At 73.9% G+C, this 21140-nt stretch carries 17 protein-coding genes; 11 read left to right on the forward strand and 6 right to left on the reverse strand.

What is annotated here, in order from left to right:
• The first annotated feature begins 3 nt into the window (after positions 1 to 3).
• The gene (locus ACIBP6_RS04655; protein ID WP_397048736.1) at positions 4 to 387 is read left to right on the forward strand and encodes a VOC family protein; all 384 of its coding nucleotides are present in this window, start codon (positions 4 to 6) and stop codon (positions 385 to 387) included.
• Here the strand turns inward: ACIBP6_RS04655 and ACIBP6_RS04660 are convergent.
• Both ACIBP6_RS04660 and ACIBP6_RS04665 read right to left on the reverse strand, forming a co-directional pair.
• Positions 301 to 732, reverse strand: a complete 432-nt coding sequence (locus tag ACIBP6_RS04660; protein ID WP_397049308.1) for an SDR family oxidoreductase — start codon at positions 730 to 732, stop codon at positions 301 to 303. The genes ACIBP6_RS04655 and ACIBP6_RS04660 overlap by 87 nt on opposite strands.
• A 53-nt stretch (positions 733 to 785) precedes the next feature.
• Positions 786 to 1529: a TetR/AcrR family transcriptional regulator C-terminal domain-containing protein gene (locus tag ACIBP6_RS04665; RefSeq protein WP_397048738.1), complete on the reverse strand. Its 744-nt coding sequence runs from the start codon at positions 1527 to 1529 to the stop codon at positions 786 to 788.
• Between the two features lie 110 nt (positions 1530 to 1639).
• Between ACIBP6_RS04665 and ACIBP6_RS04670 the strand changes: the two genes are divergently transcribed.
• Positions 1640 to 2986 carry a serine hydrolase domain-containing protein gene (locus ACIBP6_RS04670; RefSeq protein ID WP_397048740.1) on the forward strand — a complete coding sequence of 449 codons (1347 nt, stop codon included), beginning with the start codon at positions 1640 to 1642 and terminating at the stop codon, positions 2984 to 2986.
• Positions 2987 to 3055: 69 nt separating this feature from the next.
• On the forward strand, positions 3056 to 7396 hold the full coding sequence (locus ACIBP6_RS04675) for an HAD-IC family P-type ATPase (RefSeq protein WP_397048742.1): 4341 nt from the start codon (positions 3056 to 3058) through the stop codon (positions 7394 to 7396).
• A 4-nt stretch (positions 7397 to 7400) separates the two neighbouring features.
• Here the strand turns inward: ACIBP6_RS04675 and ACIBP6_RS04680 are convergent, their stop codons facing one another.
• The gene (locus tag ACIBP6_RS04680; RefSeq protein WP_397048744.1) at positions 7401 to 8786 is read right to left on the reverse strand and encodes a PhoX family protein; all 1386 of its coding nucleotides are present in this window, start codon (positions 8784 to 8786) and stop codon (positions 7401 to 7403) included.
• 139 nt (positions 8787 to 8925) lie between these two features.
• On the opposite strand from ACIBP6_RS04680, the gene ACIBP6_RS04685 reads away from it, so the two are divergent.
• Positions 8926 to 10272 carry an amidase gene (locus ACIBP6_RS04685; RefSeq protein ID WP_397048746.1) on the forward strand — a complete coding sequence of 449 codons (1347 nt, stop codon included), beginning with the start codon at positions 8926 to 8928 and terminating at the stop codon, positions 10270 to 10272.
• Here ACIBP6_RS04685 and ACIBP6_RS04690 read toward each other — a convergent pair.
• Positions 10266 to 11222, reverse strand: coding sequence for a GlxA family transcriptional regulator (locus tag ACIBP6_RS04690; RefSeq protein WP_397048748.1), 957 nt, complete (start codon positions 11220 to 11222; stop codon positions 10266 to 10268). The genes ACIBP6_RS04685 and ACIBP6_RS04690 overlap by 7 nt on opposite strands.
• 83 nt (positions 11223 to 11305) lie before the next feature.
• Between ACIBP6_RS04690 and ACIBP6_RS04695 the strand changes: the two genes are divergently transcribed.
• The 3 genes from ACIBP6_RS04695 to ACIBP6_RS04705 all read left to right on the forward strand — a co-directional run bounded on the left by ACIBP6_RS04695 (position 11306) and on the right by ACIBP6_RS04705 (position 13742).
• A complete protein-coding gene (locus ACIBP6_RS04695; RefSeq protein ID WP_397048750.1) occupies positions 11306 to 11944 on the forward strand; it encodes an HD domain-containing protein in 639 nt (212 codons plus the stop codon).
• A 92-nt stretch (positions 11945 to 12036) separates the two neighbouring features.
• Entirely contained in the window at positions 12037 to 12339 is a 303-nt protein-coding gene (locus tag ACIBP6_RS04700) for a threonine dehydratase (protein ID WP_397048752.1), read from the forward strand.
• 188 nt (positions 12340 to 12527) lie between these two features.
• Entirely contained in the window at positions 12528 to 13742 is a 1215-nt protein-coding gene (locus tag ACIBP6_RS04705) for a glycerophosphodiester phosphodiesterase (RefSeq protein WP_397048754.1), read from the forward strand.
• A 98-nt stretch (positions 13743 to 13840) separates the two neighbouring features.
• On the opposite strand, the gene ACIBP6_RS04710 is transcribed toward ACIBP6_RS04705, so the two are convergent.
• Positions 13841 to 14644, reverse strand: coding sequence for an SAM-dependent methyltransferase (locus ACIBP6_RS04710; protein ID WP_397048756.1), 804 nt, complete (start codon positions 14642 to 14644; stop codon positions 13841 to 13843).
• A 123-nt stretch (positions 14645 to 14767) separates the two neighbouring features.
• Between ACIBP6_RS04710 and ACIBP6_RS04715 the strand changes: the two genes are divergently transcribed.
• On the forward strand, positions 14768 to 15409 hold the full coding sequence (locus tag ACIBP6_RS04715) for a carbonic anhydrase (protein WP_397048758.1): 642 nt from the start codon (positions 14768 to 14770) through the stop codon (positions 15407 to 15409).
• A gap of 58 nt (positions 15410 to 15467) precedes the next feature.
• Here ACIBP6_RS04715 and ACIBP6_RS04720 read toward each other — a convergent pair whose 3' ends face one another.
• Positions 15468 to 16454: an L-threonylcarbamoyladenylate synthase gene (locus tag ACIBP6_RS04720; RefSeq protein WP_397048760.1), complete on the reverse strand. Its 987-nt coding sequence runs from the start codon at positions 16452 to 16454 to the stop codon at positions 15468 to 15470.
• 415 nt (positions 16455 to 16869) lie between these two features.
• Here ACIBP6_RS04720 and ACIBP6_RS04725 point away from each other — a divergent pair, with 415 nt between their 5' ends.
• From ACIBP6_RS04725 to ACIBP6_RS04735, 3 genes are read left to right on the forward strand one after another with little or no spacing between them, the layout of a single operon-like run.
• Positions 16870 to 18105, forward strand: a complete 1236-nt coding sequence (locus ACIBP6_RS04725; RefSeq protein WP_397048762.1) for an alanine racemase — start codon at positions 16870 to 16872, stop codon at positions 18103 to 18105.
• 14 nt (positions 18106 to 18119) lie between these two features.
• On the forward strand, positions 18120 to 19496 hold the full coding sequence (locus tag ACIBP6_RS04730) for a diaminobutyrate--2-oxoglutarate transaminase family protein (RefSeq protein WP_397048764.1): 1377 nt from the start codon (positions 18120 to 18122) through the stop codon (positions 19494 to 19496).
• Positions 19493 to 21139, forward strand: a complete 1647-nt coding sequence (locus ACIBP6_RS04735) for a pyridoxal phosphate-dependent decarboxylase family protein (protein ID WP_397048766.1) — start codon at positions 19493 to 19495, stop codon at positions 21137 to 21139. The genes ACIBP6_RS04730 and ACIBP6_RS04735 overlap by 4 nt, the downstream gene beginning before the upstream one ends.
• Position 21140: the final 1 nt, after the last annotated feature.

The raw sequence follows: 21140 nt of genomic DNA on the forward strand, positions 1-21140 counted from the left end.
AGCATGCGATCTCGAACGAGCGGCATGTGGTGGGGCACCGCGATCGAAGCGCCGGACCCGGCAGCCCTGGCCCGCTTCTACGCCGAACTGCTGGAGTGGCCGATCGTGCACGAGGAGCCGGGGACGGCCGTCGTCGCCCCGCCACAGGGGTCCGTGTACATCGTCTTCCAGGAGGCCACCGGCTACCGGCCGCCCGCGTGGCCGCCGGCCGGTGGACAGCAGCGGCCGATGATGCACTTCGACTTCCAGGTGAGCGACCTGGACGAGGCGGTCGTCGAGGCCGTCGCCATGGGGGCCCGCCTAGCGCCGGTCCAGCCGCAGGAGAACGTACGCGTGCTCTTCGACCCCGCCGGGCATCCTTTCTGCCTGTGCCGCGACGACGGTTAGTCGTTCGCGACCGTGCGCCTGGTGGAGCGGGCCGAGGCCGGCCGCCGCCGAGGACGCGAGGCAGACGACGGACCCGCCGCCCGTCACGGCGGGCGCGGCTTCGCGCGGGCACACGAACGCGCCGGTCAGATGGACCGCCGGCATGTCCTGCCCCTCGCGCAGGGCCATCTCCGCCAGCGGCACGTGCCGGGCGACGCCCGGCGGCAACACCATCCCGTCGATCCGGCCGTGCCGCTCGACGGCGGCCTCGACCAGCCGTACGCACTGCGCCTCGTCCGTGACGTCGGTGGGGACGGCGAGCGTGCCCGGCCCGATCTCGGTCGCGGCGAGCCGGGCCGGGTCCAGGTCGGCCGGCGTCCCACGTCACGCCTACGGCCAATTCGCTCCGGCACGCCCGGTCAGACCTGGTTCGCCTCCTGGCCGGCGAGCCGGGCGGTCAGCCCCTGCAGCACGCAGTCGAGCCCGGTGGCGAACGCGCCGTCGCGGTCTCCGCGCGGGTCGCGCCCCCGGCGGGCGGCGTACAGGGCGCGCAGCCTCGGATGGTCGCGTACGGCCTGCTCGGCCGACGGCCACAGGCGCTCGGCCCATTCCTGCTCGCTCCGCCCGCTGCGCGCCAGCGTGGCCAGCCACGCGGCCTCGCTCGCCGAGATCCCGACGACGTACGCGACGACGGTGTTGACCGCCTGGTCGGCGGCCTCCAGGGACAACCCCGCCTCCTCGAAGACGGCGAGCATGGCCTCCGACAGCCGCGACATGTTGGGACCGAGGTAGGCCACGCCCGCCTCGCCGAGCACCGAGACGATCCACGGATGGCGCAGGATCGTGGCACGCATGCTCGCGGCGCAGCGCGCGACGGCCGCCCGCCAGCCGTCCGGGTCGCCGGTGCGCGGGGCCTCGACCTCGCCGTAGACCTCGTCCACGACGAGCTCGATCAGCTCGCTCTTGGTGGCCACGTGCGTGTAGAGCGAGGTGGCGCCGGCCTGCAGCCGGGCGCCCAGCTTGCGCATGCTCAGGGCGTCGACGCCCTCCGCGTCGAGCAGGTCGAGCGCGGCGGCGACGATCTGCGCGCGGTTGAGCGCCGGCTGCTCCCGGCTCTGCCGCCCGGGGCGCATCCACACCGACGGGACCCTGTCGTCGGCCATGTGACCTCCTCCTCACGACGCTGCCTGAACAGTGTACGGCTTGCGCACACTGTGCGAAACTTCGTACAGTGTGCGGAATCTCCGAACACTGTACGGACAGGAGCTCTTCCGTGATCTCTTTCGACAGCGAGCGCTGGCAGGCCAGGCTCGACGAGCTGCGCGCCGCCCACGGCGTCCCCGGCGCGGCGCTGGCCGTGCTGGCCGGCGGGACCGTGCACGAGCTGGCCGCCGGAGTGCTGCACCGCGGCACGGGAGTGGCGGCGCGGCCCGGCTCGGTGTTCCTGGCCGGGTCGCTGGCCAAGGTCTACACGGCCACGCTGGTCATGCAGCTCGCCGACGAGGGCAGGCTCGACCTGGACGCGCCGGTGGTGAGCGCCCTGCCGGAGTTCGCCACGCCGGAACCGCGCGCCACCGAGGCCGTCACCGTCCGCCGGCTGCTCTCCCACACCGGCGGTCTGACGAACGACTTCACCTACGACTCCGGGCGCGGCGACGACTGCCTGGCCCGCTACGTCGCGGCCCTGCGGGAGGTGCCGCTCGACTGCCCGCCCGGGACCGCGCTGTCGTACGGCAGCTCCGGCTACGTCGTGCTGGGCCGCCTGGTCGAGGTGCTCACCGGGCAGACCTGGGACCGCGCGCTGCGCGAACGGCTGCTGGACCCGCTCGGGCTGGAGCACACGATGACGCTGCCGGAGCAGGCGCCGCGCTTCCGCGTGGCCATGGGACACATCGGCGCCGACCCGGCTCCGGTGTGGGACGCCATGCCGCGCTCGGCGGGGCCGTACGGGAGGATCATCGTCTCGGCAGGGGACGTGGCCCGCTTCGCCCGGATGCACCTGGACGGCGGGGTGGCACCCGGCGGCGCCCGCGTCCTGTCCGAGCGGGCCGTCGCCGCCATGCGGGCCCGCCACGCCGACAGCCCGGACCCGTGGTCGATGTCGGCCGACGGCTGGGGCCTGGGCTGGACGCTGCACGACTGGGACGGCGTCCCCGGCTTCGGCCACGACGGCAGCGCCGTCACCCAGCACGCCTACCTGCGCGTCGTCCCCCACGCGGGGGTGGCCGTGGTCCTGCTGGCCAACGGGGGCCGGTTCGCCCGGCTCTACGCCGACCTGTGCGGGGAACTGCTGGCCGAGCTGGCGGGTGTGCGGCTGCCGCCGCCGTTCGCGCCGCCGGCCGTTCCGCCGGAGGCCGACATGTCGGCGCTGGACGGCGTCTACCGGCGGGCGGGCGTGGTCATCACCGTCGGTGGCGGGCGCATCCGCTACGAGTTCGTGGACGGCATGAAGGGCCTGTCGCCGCCGCTGGAGGCCGGGCTCGTGCCGGTGTCAGGGAACGTGTTCGCCGCGAGCGGCGGCCCGTTCGGCGAGGACCACGTGCCCGTCGTCTTCGGCGCGCTGCCGGACGGCACCTCGTGCGTGTACGTCAGCATGCGCTGCGCCCCGAAGGCCGAGTAGTTCTATCGGCCAAAAAAGATCTATGCATGAAATCCCGCTATAGAGGGCTGTTGGGGTACGAACACCCGCATGCTCGGACAGTTCACCCGTTCTCTGCGTGCCGTGGCCACGGCCGTCGGCTCGCTTGGCGGGCGCTCCACCTGGCGCTATCCGGGCCGCGTCCATCTGGAGCTGCTGCGCCGCCCCGTCCACGAGACGGAGATCGAGCGTCGGCTGCAGGCCGTGCCGGGCGTGCGATGGGCCCGGGTGAACGCGCCGCTGCACCGCGTGATCGTCGCGCTGGAGGAGGAGCCCGCCGAGATCCGCGCCCTGATGCGGGCGCTGGACGAGGCCGAGGCCCTGGTCGAGGAGAAGGTGGTACACGAGCCGCCACCCGGCGTGGTGCTCGCGGCCGACCTGGGCGGCATCCTCGCGACCGGCGTCGAGTGGCTGATCCGGCGCACCCCGCTGCCCGCCGAGGCCCCCGGCCTGGTGTCGCTGGTCGACAACCTGCCGAGGCTGCGGGAGGCCATCGACGCGTCCATCCCGCTGCCCGCGCTGAAGTCGTGGCTGCCCGTGGCCGGCGCCGCCGTGCAGGGCCTCGCGCCGGGCGTGACCGGGCTGGTCGTCGACGTCACGCAACGCCTGGTGCAGCTGCGCGAACGGCACGCCATCGAGAGCGCCTGGGCGGGGGCGCACGAGCACCTGACCGCGACGCCCGAGCGGGCCGCGGCCGGTGAGATCCCCGCGCAGCGGCCCTGCCCGCTGCCGCCCGGCCCGGCCGAGCGCTACGCCGACCAGCTGCTCACCGGGGCGCCGCTGGGCGGCGTGATCGGCGCTCTGCTCAGCACGAACGTCCGGCGCGGCCTGCAGACGGCGATGATCTGCACGCCCCGGCCGTCGTTCGCGGGCCGGGAGATGTTCGCCGCCGAGCTCGGCGTCGTGCTGTCGCGCAGGGGTGTGGTGGTCGCCGACTGCGAGGCGCTGCGCCGGCTGGACCGGATCGACACCGTGGTGCTCGACGAGAACGTCCTGCTGTCGCCGCGCTCCGTCGTCGACGAGGTGCGCCCGTCCCCCGGGGCGGACCCGGAAGAGGTGACCACCTGGCTCTACCGGCTGTTCGACCCGGATCGGCCGCAGGCCGCGCAGGAGGAGGGGCCGTGGCGGCTGCGGGCCAAGGGCGACCGGCTCACCCTCACCCGCGACGGACGCCGCCAGGCGGTGGCCGAGACGCGCCGGCAGCGCTCGCCCGCAGGGCAGGCCGTCGTCACCGCCGTCCGCGCCACCGGGCTCCGGCTCGTCGTACGGCCGGGCGTCACCGCCGCCGAGATCGCGACGCTCCAGTCCGAGGGCGCCGCCGTCCTCGTGGTCTCCCAGGACGCCCACGCCCTCGCCCAGTCCGACTGCGGCATCGGCCTCCTCCCGCCCACGCACCGGCCCACGCCGGACGGTCCCGTGGAGGGGGAGGGGGGAACAGGACGCGGCGGCGCGCCCGAGGGAGCCGAGTGGGACGCGCATGTGCCGTGGGGGGCTCATCTGTTCGTGGAGAGCGATCTGCGAACGTTGGTGCCGGTGATCGCGGCCGTGCCGGCGGCGCGGGACGTGGCCGCCGACGGCGTGCGGCTGGCCCGCGTGGGCACCGGCGTCGGCGTGCTGTTCACCCTCACCTCGCACGCCCGCCGGTCGGCCGGCCGCGGACTGGCCGGCGTGCACATCGCCACCTGCCTCGCCATGGCCTGGGGCGCCTGGCGCGCGTGGCGGGCCGCCAGCACCCCTGTACGGCTCGTCCCCGACGACCGCCCCTGGCACGCGATGCCGGTCGAGGCGGTGCTGCGCGAGCTGGACACGGACGCCGGCGGCCTGAGCACCGAGGAGGCGGCCAGGCGGCATCGCCCCGTCGCCGCGGACCGGCGGCCCTCCCTGCTCCGCGAGACGGCGGCGGAGCTGGCCAACCCGTTCACGCCGGTGCTCGCGGCCGGCGCGGTGGGCTCGGCCGTGGTGGGCTCCCTCGTGGACGCGGCGCTGGTGTCCGCCGTCGTGGGGGCGTCGGCGCTGGCCGGGGGCATGCAGCGGCGAGCCGCCGCCCGCACGCTGGCCGAGCTGTCCCGGCACGTGAGCGTGCCCGCGAGGGTGCTGCGCGACGGTCGGGCGCACGACGTCGGGGCCCGCGACCTGGTCCCGGGCGACGTGGTGGAGCTCTCGGCCGGTCAGGTGGTGCCCGCCGACTGCCGCATCGTGACGGCGGACGGGCTGGAGGCGGACGAGTCCGCCCTGACCGGCGAGTCGCTGCCGGTGTCCAAGGCCGCCGCGCCGGTCTTCGCCAGGGAGGTCGCCGACCGTACGTCGATGCTCTACGAGAGCACCTCGATCGCGGCGGGCAACGCCACCGCGGTGGTGGTGGCCGTGGGGGAGGCCACGCTGACGGGCCGCGCCATGGCCGTCGCCGAGGAGGAGGCCCCGCGCAGCGGCGTGGCCGAGCGCCTGGCCAGGATCACCCGCGCGACCACGCCGATCGCGCTCGGCTCGGCCGCCGCCGTGACGCTGGCCGGTGCCGTACGGGGCCGCCCGCTGCGGCAGACGCTCGGCGAGAGCGTCAGCCTCGCCGTGGCGGCCGTGCCCGAGGGGCTGCCGCTGCTGGTCAGCGCGGCCCAGCTGGCGGCCACCCGCCGGCTGTCCGCGCACGGCGTGCACGTACGCGATCCGCGCACCATCGAGGCGCTCGGCCGGGTGGAGGTGCTCTGCTTTGACAAGACGGGCACGCTGACCGCGGGCCTGATCCGGCTGACCCGGGTGTGCGACGCCCGCCACGAGGTGTCCGTACGGGAGCTGGGCGGACTGCGCGACGTGCTGGCGGCCGGGCTGCGGGCGACGCCCGGCGAGGAGGGCAACGGCCAGCACAGCCATCTCACCGACGCGGCCGTCGCCGCCGGCGCCAAGGAGGCACGGGTGACCCGCAGGACCGGCGCGCGCGGCTGGCGGGAGCTGGCGGCGCTGCCGTTCGAGCCGTCGAGGGGCTTCCACGCGACGCTCGGCAAGGCGGGCGGCCGCACCCGGCTGCTCAGCGTCAAGGGCGCGCCCGAGACCGTGCTGCCGCGCTGCACCCACCTGCTCGTGAACGGCGAGGTACGCGACCTCGGCGGCAAGGAGCGGCGGCGCATCGAGGAGCGCGTGGAGCGGCTGGCCGCCGCCGGGCACCGCGTGCTGGCGGTGGCCGAGAACCGCACCGAGGCCGCCGACCTCGACGACGCCGACGTGACCGGCCTGACCTTCGTCGGGCTGCTGGGCCTGGCCGACACCGTACGGCTCACCGCCAGCCCGGCGGTGACCCGGCTGCGCGCGGCGGGCGTGCAGATCGTCATGCTCACCGGTGACCACCCCAGCACGGCCGCCGCCATCGCCGCCGAGCTGATCGCCGGCGAGCCCGTCGTGGTCACCGGCGCCGACCTGGACGCCCTGGACGACGCCGGGCTGGACGAACGCCTCCCGACGGTCGACGTGGTGGCCAGGTGCACGCCGGAGCAGAAGGTCAGGGTCGTGCGCGCGTTCCAGCGGCTGGGCAGGGTCGTCGCGATGACCGGCGACGGCGCGAACGACGCCGCGGTCATCCGGCTGGCCGACGTGGGCATCGCGCTCGGCCTGACGGGCACCCCGGCGGCCCGCGCGGCGGCCGACCTCGTGGTGAGCGACGACCGGCTGGAGACCATCGTCTCGGCCCTGGCCGAGGGCCGCGCCATGTGGGCGTCGGTGCGCGAGGCGCTGGCCATCCTGGTGGGCGGCAACCTGGGCGAGATCGGCTTCACCCTGCTCGGCGCGATCGTCACGGGCGGCTCGCCGCTGACGGCCCGCCAGCTGCTGGTGGTCAACATGCTCACCGACCTGGCGCCCGCGCTCGCCATCGCGCTGCGCGCGCCCACGCCGGAAGAGGCGGCGAACCGGCTGGAGGAGGGCCCGGAGCGCTCGCTGGGCCGGGCGCTCACCCGCGACATCGTCCGGCGGGCGCTGGTCACCGCGGCGGGCGCCGGGCTCGGCTGGACGGTGGCGCGCTTCACCGGGACGGCGGCGCGGGCCCGTACCGTGGGCCTCGTCGCGCTGGTCGGCACCCAGCTCGCGCAGACGCTGCAGGCCGCCGGGCGCGACCGTACGGTGCTGCTCAGCGCGCTCGGCTCGGCGGCGGCGCTGGCCGCGATCGTGCAGACGCCCGGCGTCAGCCACTTCTTCGGCTCGGCCCCGCTCGGGCCGGTGGCCTGGGCGACCGCGCTCGGCGCGGTGGCCGCCGCGCTGCTCATCGACCGGCTCGTCCAGGGCCCGGTGGACAGGGCCCTGGACGGGTACGCGCTGCGTGAGCCGGGCCGGAAGGAGCCGGGCCGGGAAGAGCCGGGCCGGGAAGAGCCGGCGCGGAAGGAGCCCGCGCCGAAGGTCGCCTACGCCTGACGGGTCACAGCGAGCCGTCCTGCCAAGGGCCGGTGATGGCGAAGGTGATGCCCGGCGACTGGATGTTGGCGAACAACCATCCGCCGTCGTTGGTGTCGAACACCGAGCCGCACCACTCCGAGCCGGTGTAGTTCCCCGGGGCCACGCTCTTGCCGGGCACGCCGCCGTCCGGGATGACGACCGCGTTCTCCGCGAACGGGAAGATCTCCCCGTCGGTGGTCAGGCCGTGCAGGAACTCCACGCCGGAGCCGTCCTCGCACAGCACGATGCCGCCCCGCGGGCTGACGCAGATGTTGTCGGGGTTGTTCAGCACGGCGGCGTTCGGCGAGGCGAACAGCACGCGCATGGTGTTCTCGGCGATGTCGTACTCGAAGACCTGTCCCTGACCGATGGGGCCGCCGCTGGTGCTGACGATGTAGATCTTGCCGTCGTGGTACCAGGCGCCCTCCAGCCGGTTGAACGACGCGCCGCCCTTGGCGACGCCCTGCCGCACGACGCTCGTCTCGCCGGGGCCGGGGTCGGGCTCGTCGATGACGACCCAGCCGATCTCCGGATAGGTGACGCCCGTGCCGTCGGCGTAGGTGACGTACGCCGAGGAGCCGATCGACATCATCTCCAGCACACCGCCCTGCGACAGGTCGCCCCTGACCTTCGGCCGGAACCGGTAGAAGCCGCTGGGCGTCGCGTCCTCGGTCTCGTAGACCCAGCCGGTGCGCGGGTCCACCGCCACGGCCTCGTGCGAGAAGCGCCCCATCTCCTTGTACGGCTCGGCGCTGCTGACGCCGTCGTGCGGGACCTCGAAGATGTAGCCGTGCCGGTACTCGCCGTTGATCTCCGTGGTCTCCTCGCACGACAACCAGCTGCCCCACGGGGTGGGCCCGCCGGCGCAGTTGCGCACGGTGCCGCCGAGGCTGGCCCAGCTGTCCAGGAACTCGCCCTGGCGCGTGTCGAAGATCAGCGAGGTGGTGCCGCCGCCGGCTGCCGGGTTGTAGGCCGGGTCCACGAAGGCGCCGTTCAGGCTGCCCAATTCGTGGTTGCGGACCAGCACGGTCCAGTGGCCCTTGCCCGTGCCCTTGGTGCGCGCCTTGAGCGCGCCGCTCGGCCGGAACGCGGCCATCCCGTCGTGCGCTCCGGGCGTCGGGCGCCCGTCGGTCATCGGGTCGCCGGTCCATCCGTGGGTGACGTACTCGAAGCCGCGCGGCAGTTTCAGCAGCTCCAGCCCGGTGGTGTGGTCCTTCACCGGCGCGAGGGGGCCGTAGTCGGGGCTGAAGGGCCGCTTCACCATGGTGGAGGCGTCAGCCGTACGGGCGGACAGGGCGGCCAGCGGGCCTCCGGCGACCACGCCCAGGGTGGTGGCTGCCAGAAATCCGCGGCGGTCTAAACCGGTCATCTTTCGCTCCTTGCTCAGCTGTTCGACGTGCGCCACAGGCCACGCTCGGTTCCCTCCATGTCCGTACGGCAAAGCCGGGATGACGCCGTACCGAACGCAGCCTGAGAGTCGGCCGGGGGACCGCGGGTAGCGGGACGGGGTGGACGAGTGGTGCTATCTGCCGGCGAGGGAGCTCGCGGAACGGCTGCGCCGGCGGGAGCTCACCGCCGTGGAGGTCCTCGACGCCTACGCCGAGCGCGTCGAGCGGCTCAACCCCTCGCTCGTCGCGGTCGTCGCCGCGGACTTCGACCAGGCCAGGCGGGCCGCCGCCGAGGCCGACCGGCGGCTGGCGCGCGGCGAGGAGACGGGGCCGCTGCACGGCGTCCCCATGGTGGTCAAGGACGGGCACGACGTCGCCGGGCTGCGCACCACGCTCGGCACCGAGCTCTACGACCGCGTCCCCGACCGGGACGGCACGGTCGCCGCCCGCCTGCGCTCGGCCGGCGCGATCCTGTTCGGCCACAGCAACGTGCCGCCCTTCCTGGCCCGGTACCGTTCCGAGAACGCGATCTTCGGGCGGAGCGACAACCCCTGGGACCCGCGCCGCACGCCCGGAGGCTCCAGCGGCGGCGGCGCGGCCGCGCTCGCGGCGGGGCTGACCCCGATCGAGGTCGGCTCCGACTACGGGGGCTCGTTGCGGCTGCCGCCGCACTTCTGCGGCGTGTACGGCCTCGTGGCCACCGAGCACCGCGTGCCGGCCACCGGGTTCTGGCGACCGCTTGAGGGCCGGGCGCGTGGCACCCGCATCCTGATGTCGTTCGGCCCGATGGCGCGCGACCTCGACGACCTGGAGCTCGTCCTGCGGGTGATCGCCGGGCCCGACGGGCGCGACGGCGAGGTGCCGCCCGTGCCGCTGCGCGAGCGCCGCCGCCGTACGCTGCCCGAGCTGCGGCTGGCCGCGGTGCCGGAGCTGCCCGGCGCGTCCGTCGCGGCGAGCCTGCGCGCCGAGGTCGAACGCGTCGCCGCCCAGGCGTCCGACGCCGGCGCCCGCGTCGAGGAGCGGCTGCCGCGGGTCGACTGGGACGAGCAGCGGCTGTCCGCCGAGCTGATGGGGGCGGCCACCGGAGTGTTCGACCCCGACGCCGTCCTGCCCGACGCCCATCGCGGCCTGGCGTGGTACCTGCGGGCGCTCGACCGGCGCGACCGTTTCTCGGCCGCCTGGCACGACTTCTTCGCCGGGTACGACGCGCTGATCCTGGCTCCGGGGACGACCACCGCGTTCCTGCACGACAGCACGGACGACGAGGGGCAGGACCGCCAGTTGGTGTTCACCAACCTCGCCGGGCTGCCCGCGCTGACCGCGCCCGCCGGCCGTGACGAGGCCGGCCTGCCGATCGGCGTGCAGCTCGTCGGCCCGCCCTGGTCGGAGATCCGGCTGATCGAGATCGCCGCCGCGCTCGAGGAGGCGGGCATCCTGCCCGGCTTCGCCCGGCCGCCCGGCTACTGAGCCGTCGCCGTGAAGTGTCTGCGGTAGCGGCTGGGCGCGACACCGAACCGCCTGGTGAACGTCCGCCGGAACGTCTCCGGGCTGCCGAACCCGCTGAGCTGCGCCGTCTCGGTCACGTTGTAGCCGGAGTCGAGGAAGGACTTCGAGGCTTCGAGACGTGCCAGCTCGATGAACCGGGCGGGTGAGACGCCGAGCTCGGCCGCGAAGAGCCTGCCGAGATGCCGCGGGCTCACCATGGCGATCGCGGCCAGCGAGGCGACCGTGTGGTCGGCGCCCGGATCGGCCTCGACGGCCTCGATGGCCGCGCGCAACGCCGGCTGGCGAGGGACCGGAGTGCGGAGGGGCGCCGAGAACTGGGACTGCCCGCCGGGCCGCTGCATGTAGACAACCAGCGCGCGGGCGACCGAGCGCGCGACGCCGGGGCCGTGGTCGGCCTCCACCAGGGCGAGCGCCAGGTCGATCCCGGCCGACACCCCGGCCGACGTGTACACCCCCTCGTCCGCGACGTAGATCGCGTCGGGCTGCACGTCGATCGCCGGATACGCGCGCGCCAGCGTCTCGGCGTGCCGCCAGTGCGTGGTGGCCCGCCGTCCGTCGAGGAGCCCCGCCGCGGCCAGGACGAAGGCCCCCGTGCAGACGGAGGCCACCCGCCCGGCCCGTGATGCGAGGCGGGCCACGCTCTCGCGCAGCTCCGGCTCGATGGGCTCGCCGACGAGCCGGTCGCCGCCGGCGACGACCAGGGTGTCGATGCGCCCGGTACCCGTCCCGTCGCCGTCCACCGGCAGCAGCGGCCCGACCGACGTCGTCACGGGAGTGCCGCCCGGGGACACGTGCCGCACCCGGTACGCCGCTCCGTGCTGGTTCGCCTCGGTGAAGACCTCGGCGGGGCCGGAGACGTCGAGGAGCTTGACTCCGTCGAAGACCAGGAAGGTGACGTTGTGTCCGTCCATGCCCTCATCGTATGTCCGGAACTGAGGGGTATGCGTCCAGGAGGACAGCGCGGCTCCTGTGCCCCGCGCCGGACGCTGGGGACATGACAGAAACCATCGCCGGCATCGCCATTCCCGACACAGCGCTCGTCCGCGACGTGACGGAGTTCATCCGCGACACCGAGGACGACCTGCTCTACCACCACTCGCGCCGGGTCTTCCTCTTCGGCGCCCTGCAGGGCCGGGTCCGCGGGCTGCACGCGGACCTCGAGCTGCTCTACACGGGCGCGATGTTCCACGACATCGGCCTGACCGACGCCTACCGCGAATCCCGTCTGCGCTTCGAGGTCGACGGCGCGAACGCGGCCCGCGACTTCCTCAAGCTGCACGGCGTCCTCGACTCCGACGCCGACAGGGTGTGGCTCGGCATCGCGCTGCACACGACCCCCGGCGTCCCCGAGTTCCTCGACCCCGTGGTGGCCCTGGTGACCGCCGGCGTCGAGACCGACGTGCTCGGCATCGGGTACGACAAGCTGACGGCGGAGCAGCGGGCCGCGGTGACCGCGGCGCACCCGCGGCCGGACTTCAAGCGGCGCATCCTCAAGGCGTTCACCGACGGCAACGTCCACCGCCCCCAGACGACGTTCGGCAACGTCAACGCCGACGTCCTGGAGCACTACATGGACGGCTACCAGCGCGACGACTTCGTGCAGGTCATCCTCGACAACCCGTGGCCCGAATAGCCGCTGGACAAGAGGGGGCAAATTTCCGGCACGGCCGGTGACTTCGCGTCGCGCCTGGTGAAGATACCCCTGACTCTTGCGAGGAGATATTGATGACTTCTGCCACCGAACACCAGCAACACGCCACACATGACCACCGGCACGCGGAGGGCTGCGGCCACGTCGCCGTGCCGCACCAGGACCACGTCGACTACGTGCACGACGGCCACCTGCACCGGTCGCACAACGACCACTTCGACGAGTGCGACACCACCGCGCACGCCGAACACGGCGAGCACCCGCACCAGCACGAGGCGGGCTGCGGCCACGTCGCGGTCCCGCACCAGGACCACGTCGACTACGTGCACGACGGCCACCGGCACGCCTGGCACGACGGGCACTGGGACGACCACTGAGCCGGTTGCGGCGGCAGGCATGACGGGGGCGCCCACCGAGGACGGTGGGCGCCCCCGTGGTACGGGCTGCGGGCATGACCGACCGAAAAGTCGGAAATATGCCGCTTGATCGCCAATGTCGGTTCACCGGGGGGAGTAGTGCCGGCTGAATACTCGGCGGGTCATCACGACCGTCGAAAGGATCCGACATGACGTTCCCCTCCGTGCGCCGGGCCGCGCGAGCGCTCGTCACCGTCGCCGCGCTGACAGCGGGCATGGCGGCGGGCATGGCGGCGGGCCTGACGGCCGGCACCGCGCACGCCGCCGACGACCCCAGGATCGAGCAGTACCGGCAGGCGTTGGCCGCGCTGAAGCCGCTGACCCGGCAGCCGGTGTGCGACCAGGTGCCCGAGCCGGAACGCTGGGAGCACGCGGGCACCCCCGACCAGGGCTCCGCCGACGTGCTCATCTCCGCCCACCGGGGAGCCAACACCCTCGCCCCCGAGAACACCCTGAAGTCGTACGAGTACGCCTTCGCCTACGGTGTGGACCTGGTCGAGGTCGACGTCCAGCAGACCCGCGACGGCCGTTTCGTCGCGTTGCACGACTCCACGGTGGACCGCACGACCGACGGCACCGGCGACATCGCGGACCTGACCTTCGAGGAGGTGCGCGCGCTCAACGCCGCCGACTACGCCCCCTGGAAGGGCGGCGCGTACGACCACTCCCGGATCGCGTCGCTGGAGGAGATCCTCGCACTGGCCCAGCGGGTGGGCGGCGGCCTGGAGCTCGACATCAAGGGGTCGGTGACCGAGGAGGGCAAGGTGGCCGAACTGGTGGGGCAGTACGGCCTCATCGAAGAGTCGATCTTCAACTCGGCCGACTCCAGGATCTTCGTCGCCGAGCCCGGAGCCCGCCTGATCTACAACCGCGACACCTGGGAGCCCGGGTTCCTGGTCAACGAGATCGGCCAGGTCTTCAAGGTGTTCGGCTCGCGGCTGGACGAGTACACGCCCGAGTCCGTCGCGGCCGCCCACGACTCGTGCGCGGTGATCATGCCGCACGCCTACGACGCGGGCCCCGACCAGGAGGTGGCGCAGTTCCAGCACGCGCGCGCGATCGGCGCCGACGGGGTGCAGACCAACCAGCCGGCCCTCATCGTGGCCGCCGCCGGAGAGGCGGTCGACTCGGAGCTGGTCGTCCGGCACCAGGGCACGGCCGGCACCGTGTGCCTGGTGAACGCCGGCAACGGCCTCGGATTCCCCGGCAAGACCGTGCGGCTGGCGAAGAGCGGCCGCTCGGCCGACCTGACCACCGGGTACGACGGTTGCGCGGCCGTACCCGGCGTGAACTGGCGCGGCGCGTCGGTGTCGTTCGCCGGCGACGGCGCCGTGCACGCCTCCCGCACCCGGCTCGCCGGCTGAGCTCGACGACGCCGCTCCACCGGCTCGGGGCTGGTTCGCCCGGGCGACACCGCCACCAGCCCCGAGCCGAGGGCGACGAACGCGCGGTGACCCTCGGATCAGGGCTTCCGGCCGATTCCCGCGTAGAAGAAGGCGTCGGCGTCCGATATCCCCGATTCGCCGTCGGGACGCCAGCGGTGTGTGGCGGTCAGGCCGGGTTCGATCAGTTCCGTGCCCTCGAAGAAGCGCTCGATCTCCGTCCTGGTGCGGATCTGCGCCGGGGTGCCGCTCTGCCGGTAGACCGCCACGGCGTCGTGAGCGGCGGGGTTGAAGTCGGGCGTGGCGTGCGAGAGCACGAGGAAGCTGCCGGGCGCGAGCCGCTCGACCATGGCCCGCACGATCTCCTGCGGCCTGTCCTCGTCCGGCAGGAAGTGCGTCACCGCGAGGAGGGACAGGGCGACGGGCTCGTCCAGGTCGACGGTCTCGCGCAGGCGGGGGTCGTCGAGAACGGAGTCGTGACGCAGGTCGGCGTGCACGTAGGCGGTGCTGCCCTGCGGGCTGCCGAGCGTCAGCGCGTCGGCGTAAGCCAGCACCGTCGGGTCGTTGTCCGCGTAGACGACGCGGGCGTCGGATGCCACCTCCTGGGCCACCTGGTGCAGGTTGGGCTCGGTAGGGATTCCCGTGCCGATGTCGACGAACTGGCGTATGCCGTACTCGGAGGCCAGGGTTCGGGTAGCGCGGTGCATGAAGTCGCGGTTGGCGCGTGCGCCGGTGACGATGAAGGGGAAAACCTCCTTCACCTTCTCGGCGGCCTGCTGGTCCACGGGGTACCAGTGCTTGCCGCCGAGGTAGTAGTCGTACATGCGGGCGGAGTGCGCTCGGCTGGTGTCGATCTGCGGGGGCTGCCGGCCGGAACTGTTCATCGTTTGGAAGCTATCAAAGGGAGGCATGGGCGCTGAAGGGCTCGCGTGGGTGCTCCGGAGGGTGATCGGCGAATCGCCGGTCGTGGTGAGACGACGCGTGCGGGGGCCGATCCAGGCCTTGTCATGGCCGAGATCGAATACCCGACCTCCAAGGAAGCCTTCGAGCTGCTGCTCGACGGTAACCGGCGCTTCGTCGCGGGCGCCCCGGAGCACCCGAACCAGGACGCCACCCGCCGCGCCGAGATCGCACCGGGCCAGCGCCCGTTCGCCGTCCTGTTCGGATGCTCCGACTCTCGTCTGGCCGCGGAGATCATTTTCGATCGTGGCCTGGGTGACCTGTTCGTGGTGCGCACCGCGGGCCACGTGATGGGCGCGGAGGTGCTCGGCAGCATCGAGTACGGGGTGGACGTGCTGGACTGCCCGCTGGTAGTGGTCCTCGGCCATGACTCGTGCGGCGCCGTGGGCGCCGCGTGCGCGGCGCTGGAGGACGGCATCGCGCCGGCCGGGTATGTCCGGGACGTCGTCGAGCGGGTGACCCCGAGCGTGCTCGCGGCGCGGGCCGCGGGTCGCGTGCAGGCCGACGAGATCCTGGCTGAGCACGTGAGGCACACGGTCGACCTGCTGTTGGATCGCTCTCGGGTGCTCGCCGGGCGGGTCGGCGCGGGCCGCGCCGCCGTGGTGGGCCTGTGCTACCGCCTGGCCGACGGCAGCGCCCAGGTGGTGGCGGCCCGCGGCCTCGAAGTCACCGCCGGCTCCGTGTCGTGACCGAAGCTCCGCCGGCGGTCGCACAGCCATGTCACACCGCCTGGCCCACCGGTCCTGGTCACTCGGAGGGCCGGGGGCCTGCGGCGCGGCGGAGCCGGTTGGCGATCGCCAGTCCCAGCCCCTCCTCGACCGGCAAGGACGCGACGATGAGGTCGCACCCCCGCTGGTCGAGCTTGCGCAGGAACCCGTACAGCCCGCGCGCGTAGGCGGCCATCGAATCGGGCACCGCCACCACGGCATGCGCCTTCACCGGGGCGTCGGCGAAGGAGGGGGGAAGGAGGACGCCCACCTGGTGCCCTAGCTCCTGCGCGAGCTCCGCTTCGGCGACGACCTTCTCGGGCTCCACCAGGACGACGCGCGCACGCGGCGCGTAGTGTGACGGATGCTGGCCCGGCACCCGAATGCGGCTCGTCGAGTGGACCGCGAGCCGGCGCCCCAGCACCGCTTCCAGGTCCTCGCGCGTCACCCCGCCGGGCCGGAGGACACTCGGGATCTCGCCCGTGGCGTCGACGATGGTCGACTCGACGCCGACCTCGCAAGGGCCGCCGTCCAGCACGAAGTCGACGGCATCACCGAGCTCCGCCCGGACGTCGTTCGCCGTTGTGGGACTGACCGAGCCGAACCGGTTGGCGGACGGGCCCGCGACGCCGCCGCCGAAGGCCGACAGCAGCGCGAGTGCGACGGGGTGGTCGGGCACGCGCACGGCCACCGTCTCCAGACCACCGGTCGCTTCGAGGGACACCCGGCCCCCGCGGCGCAGCACCAGCGTGAGCGGCCCCGGCCAGAAGCGTTCGGCCAGCAGGCGCGCCGTCGCGGGCACGTCCTCGACCCACTCGCCCAGGTGCTCCGCGCCGCCGATGTGGACGATCAAGGGGTGGGTGGGCGGCCGCCCCTTGACCTGGAAGACGCGCGCGACAGCGGCGGAGTCCTCGGCGTTGGCGCCGAGACCGTAGACGGTCTCGGTGGGGAAGGCCACCAGGCCACCGGCGCGCAGCACGCCGGCCGCCTTCTCGATGTCACTGTTCGTTGCCGTCACCTTCTCCATCTTGGCACTGTCCCGCTGGGCCTCCGTCCCTCCACCGGCCCGCCCGTCGTCGCGAGCCGTGGCCCGGCGCCTGTACTGGTTCGATCTTGGCAATCGGCAGGTTGCACGCCGTTCAGGCCGGAAGCTTCGATCGCCCCGGCCGGGGTGTACGGAGTCGTCCTGTGATCACACCCTTGCCAAGCCTTGGGTGAAAGTTTAGGTTAGCCTTGCCTAAGTTCGGCTGTGCCGAAGTCTGGGCCGTCCGTTGTCGCACACCAGTTGTCGCACACCAGTTGTCGCACACCAGTTGTCGCACACCAGTTGTCGCACACCAAGGGGAACCGTGCCGTTCGCCGGACCACCGCCCGTCCCCCCGTCAACCAGGATCCTGACATCCAGGCCTCGCTCCGTCGCGTCACCTCGGAGGCAGATCGCCGTGTCCATCCAGCTTCCGCCCTCCGCCGCGCCGCGCTCCGCCTACCCGGTGGACATGCTGCCCCCGGAGCTGCGCCGCCTCCTCCTCTTCCTCAGCAAGGCAGGCCCTCCGGTCTGCGCCTACGTCTACGACGGGAACGTCGCGGCCGACCGGGCCCGTGAGCTGCGCTCGGCGCTGCCTCCGTGGGCGGCGGTGTACTACGCGGTCAAGGCCAACTCCTTTCCCGGCGTCGTCGCGGCACTCGCGCCGTACGTGGACGGATTCGAGGTCGCGTCCAAGGCGGAGCTGGAACTGGCCTTGCGCGCCAAGCCCGCCGCCGGTCCCCCGATCGTCGCCGCCGGGCCCGCCAAGTCGGTGCCCGTGCTGACCGCCCTGGTACGGGCCGAGGTGGAGGCGATCAACGCCGAGAGCCTGCTCGAACTGCATCGGATCAGCCGCATCGCCGTCGCCGAGGGCCTGCGGGCACGCGTGGCGCTGCGGGTCAACCCGGCCGAGATCCCCGTCACGGGGTCGCTGCACATGGGCGGTCGACCGTCGCAGTTCGGCGTGGCCGAGCCCGACGTGCCCGAGGTGCTGAGCCAAGCCCTCCGGCTGCCCGGCCTCGACGTGGTGGGGTTCCACGTGCACGCGGTCTCCGGCAACCTCGACGCCGACGCCCACGCCGCGTACCTGCGCTGGTGCCTGGAGTGGAGCGCGCGTACCGCCCGCGCGAACGGCGTGGACCTGCGCCACATCGACATCGGTGGCGGCATCGGCGTCGCGTTCGAGGGCGAGAAGCCGTTCGACGTGGCCCGCTTCGGCGAACTGGCCGCGCGGGTCGAGCCGCCGCCGGGCGCGAAGGTTCTGCTGGAGCCCGGCCGGTACCTGGTGGCCGACTGCGGCTGGTACGCCGCCGAGGTGACCGACGTGAAGACCTCGTACGGCACGTCGTTCGTGGTGCTGCGCGGCGGCATCAACCACTTCCAGCTCCCCACGTCGTGGGACATCGTGCACAACATGGCGGTGCTGCCCGTCGAACGCTGGCCCGAAGGCTGCCCGCGCCCCGTCGCGGAGAACACCGAGGTCACCGTGGTCGGCGAACTGTGCACGCCGGAGGACACCTTGCTGCGCGACGTCCGGGTGGACCGCGTCCGCGCGGGTGACCTGGTCGTCTTCCCGTACGCGGGGTCGTACGGCTGGGAGTTCGCCATGCACCGGTTCCTCGCCCATCCCGTGGCCGAACGCCACCTGCTCTGACTCTGGGGGATTCGATGACCACATATCCGGCCGACCTGGTCGGCCCCGCCGCCGTGCTGCGCCGGCAGCGCGATCGAGAGTCCTCGGCGCGCACCTATGCCCGTTCTTTTCCGATCGTCCCGGTCCGCGCGGAGGGCATGGTGGTCGAGGGCGCCGACGGGCGGCGCTACCTCGACTGCCTGTCCGGAGCCGGCACGCTCGCTCTCGGTCACAACCATCCGGTGGTGCTGGAGGCCATCCGGCGCACGCTGGACGGCGGCGCACCCCTGCACGTGCTGGATCTCGCGACCCCGGAGAAGGACGAGTTCACCGAGACGCTGTTCGCCACCCTGCCCGCCTGCTTCGCCGACCACGCGCGCGTCCACTTCTGCGGACCCGCCGGGACCGACGCCGTGGAGGCCGCGCTGAAGCTCATGCAGACCGCCACCGGCCGGCGCGGGCTGCTGGCCTTCACCGGCGCGTACCACGGCATGACCATGGGCGCCCTGGCCGCCACCGCCAACGTCGCGGTCAAGGAGCCGGTCGCCGGGATCGCGGCGGACGTGACCCGGCTGCCGTACCCGTACCCGTACCGCTGCCCGTTCGGGGTCGGCGGCGAGCGGAGCGCGGAGCTGTCGGCCGCGTACGCCGAGCGGCTGCTCGACGACCCCGCGGGCGGGGTCGTCCCGCCCGCGGCGATGATCCTGGAGGCCGTGCAGGGCGAGGGCGGCGCGGTGCCCGCGCCGGACGGCTGGATGCGTGAGATGCGGCGGATCACGGCCGAACGCAGGATTCCGCTGATCGTCGACGAGGTGCAGACCGGCGTCGGGCGGACGGGAGCGTTCTGGGCCGTCGAGCACAGCGGCATCGTGCCGGACGCCGTCGTCATGTCGAAGGCCATCGGCGGGGGCCTGCCGCTGGCCGTGATCGTGTACCACGAGGACTACGACGGCTGGCTACCCGGCGCGCACACGGGCACGTTCCGCGGCAACACCCTGGCGATGGCGGCCGGGACCGCCACACTCCGCCACGTCGCCCGGGAGGGGCTCGCGGACCGGGCCGCGTCGGTCGGCGCGCGGATGGTCGCGCGGCTCGACGCGCTCCGTGCCGAGCTGCCGGCGATCGGCGACGTGCGGGGGCGGGGGCTGATGATCGGTGTCGAACTGGTGGACCCGGCGGCCGCCCCCGACGTCTGCGGGGCCCGCCCGTCGGCACCCCGCACGGCCGCCGCCGTACGGGCCGCTTGCCTCGACCGCGGCCTCATCGTGGAGCTGGGCGGGCGGTACGACTCCACCCTGCGCCTGCTGCCGCCACTGGTCATCACCGCCGAGCAAGTGGAGACGGTGCTGGACCGGCTGGCCGACGCCCTCGCCGAGGTGACGGCTCCGCTGGCGGCCGGGCGGGGCGCATGACCGGCGGCTACGACGAGCGCGGCCCGCACAGTGAGCGCACGGCGATCCGCGCCCGCCGAGACCGTGCCACCCGGGCCGGCGCCGTTCTCGATGACGGGGCGGCCGCCCTGGCGGGCGGCGTGTCGGGCGGTGCCGCGCCGGCGGGGGGCGTGACCGGCGGCGCCGCGTTGGAGCGCGCGGTGCGTGCGGTGCTCGGCGCGCTCGCCGGGGGAGCGGCGCGACGAGCGGGCCCCATCCCCGCCGGCTCGCCCGGCGAACTGGCCGCCCAGGTCGCCGCCGCCCTCACCCCCGCGCCCGCCCTCGACGGCCGGCACGGCCGCACGGGCGAACGGGACGACGATCTGGGCGGGTTCGCGGAGTTGGGGCGGTTGGCCGGGTTGCTGGCCTACGGAAGCGCCGATCCGGCCGACCCGGCCTGCGCCGCGCACCTGCACTGCCCGCCGCTCGCCGTGGCGGTCGCCGCCGATCTCGCGGTCTCCGCGCTGAACCCGTCGCTGGACTCCTGGGACCAGGCGCCCGCCGCAACCGAGATGGAGAAGCTGCTGGTGACGGAGCTGGCCGAGCTGGCCGGGTACCCTGCCGGGGCCGCCGGCGTGGTCACCTCTGGCGGCACCGAGTCCAACCTCATGGGTCTGATGCTGGCCCGCGATCATGTGCTCGGCGCCGCGACCGGACTGCCGATCCAGCTCAACGGGCTGTCCGCGACCGGCCCCAGGCCGCGGATCTTCGCCTCCGCCGCCGCGCACTTCTCGGTGCGCCGGGCCGCGGCCCTGCTGGGGCTCGGCGAGGACGCGGTCGTGCGCGTCCCGGTGGACCGCGAGCTGCGCATGCTCCCCGACGGCCTGGCCGCCGCGCTGCGCGACAGCTCGGCACGCCGGAGCGAGCGTCCGATCGCCGTGGTCGCCACGGCCGGCGCCACCGACACCGGGGCGATCGACCCGCTGGAGACCTGCGCGCGACTGGCCGCCGAGCACGGCGCCTGGCTGCACGTGGACGCCGCCTACGGTGGCGGCGCGCTGCTGTCCGACCGGCTCGCGCCGCTGGTGGCCGGGATCGAGCTGGCCGACTCGCTCTCCCTGGACTGGCACAAACTGGGCTGGCAGCCGGCCGCCGCGGGCGTGTTCCTGGTACGGCGTGCCGAGACGTACCAGTCGCTGGCCCGGCGGGCGGCGTACCTCAACCCGGAGGACGACGAGGAGGCCGGCTACACCAGCCTGCTGGGGCGTTCGCTGCGCACGACCCGGCGCGCCGACGCGTTCAAGATCGCTGTGACGCTGCGCACGCTCGGCCGGGACGGCCTCGGCCGCCTCGTCGACGCCTGCCACGACCTGGCCCGCGAGGCAGCGGCGGCGGTGCGCGCCCATCCGCGGCTCGAGCTGCACGCGGACCCCGTCCTGACGGCGCTCCTGTTCCGCTATCTGCCCGCCGACCCGGCACGCGCGGACCAGGTGAACGCCAGGCTCCGGCGGCGGCTGCTCCGCGAGGGCCGGGCGGTCGTGGGCCGCACCGAGCTGCCCGGAGAGGGGTCCGGCCGGATCAGGCTCAAGCTCACCCTGCTGAACCCGTACACGACCGGCGAAGAGGTGGAACGCCTCCTGCACGCGGTGGCGGCGGCGGGCCGGGCCGAGGAGGAGGCCCTGTGAA

Origin of the sequence: Nonomuraea terrae (assembly GCF_044465245.1) — a bacterium.
Lineage (GTDB): Bacteria > Actinomycetota > Actinomycetes > Streptosporangiales > Streptosporangiaceae > Nonomuraea > Nonomuraea terrae.

Excerpts from the sequence above, each read along its gene's own strand:
- ACIBP6_RS04655 (WP_397048736.1), top strand. The coding sequence starts at position 4 with ATGCGATCTCGAACGAGCGGCATGTGGTGGGGCACCGCGATCGAAGCG.
- ACIBP6_RS04665 (WP_397048738.1), bottom strand. The coding sequence starts at position 1,529 with ATGGCCGACGACAGGGTCCCGTCGGTGTGGATGCGCCCCGGGCGGCAG.
- ACIBP6_RS04675 (WP_397048742.1), top strand. The coding sequence starts at position 3,056 with ATGCTCGGACAGTTCACCCGTTCTCTGCGTGCCGTGGCCACGGCCGTC.
- ACIBP6_RS04680 (WP_397048744.1), bottom strand. The coding sequence starts at position 8,786 with ATGACCGGTTTAGACCGCCGCGGATTTCTGGCAGCCACCACCCTGGGC.
- ACIBP6_RS04690 (WP_397048748.1), bottom strand. The coding sequence starts at position 11,222 with ATGGACGGACACAACGTCACCTTCCTGGTCTTCGACGGAGTCAAGCTC.
- ACIBP6_RS04695 (WP_397048750.1), top strand. The coding sequence starts at position 11,306 with ATGACAGAAACCATCGCCGGCATCGCCATTCCCGACACAGCGCTCGTC.
- ACIBP6_RS04700 (WP_397048752.1), top strand. The coding sequence starts at position 12,037 with ATGACTTCTGCCACCGAACACCAGCAACACGCCACACATGACCACCGG.
- ACIBP6_RS04705 (WP_397048754.1), top strand. The coding sequence starts at position 12,528 with ATGACGTTCCCCTCCGTGCGCCGGGCCGCGCGAGCGCTCGTCACCGTC.
- ACIBP6_RS04710 (WP_397048756.1), bottom strand. The coding sequence starts at position 14,644 with ATGAACAGTTCCGGCCGGCAGCCCCCGCAGATCGACACCAGCCGAGCG.
- ACIBP6_RS04715 (WP_397048758.1), top strand. The coding sequence starts at position 14,768 with ATGGCCGAGATCGAATACCCGACCTCCAAGGAAGCCTTCGAGCTGCTG.
- ACIBP6_RS04720 (WP_397048760.1), bottom strand. The coding sequence starts at position 16,454 with ATGGAGAAGGTGACGGCAACGAACAGTGACATCGAGAAGGCGGCCGGC.
- ACIBP6_RS04730 (WP_397048764.1), top strand. The coding sequence starts at position 18,120 with ATGACCACATATCCGGCCGACCTGGTCGGCCCCGCCGCCGTGCTGCGC.
- ACIBP6_RS04735 (WP_397048766.1), top strand. The coding sequence starts at position 19,493 with ATGACCGGCGGCTACGACGAGCGCGGCCCGCACAGTGAGCGCACGGCG.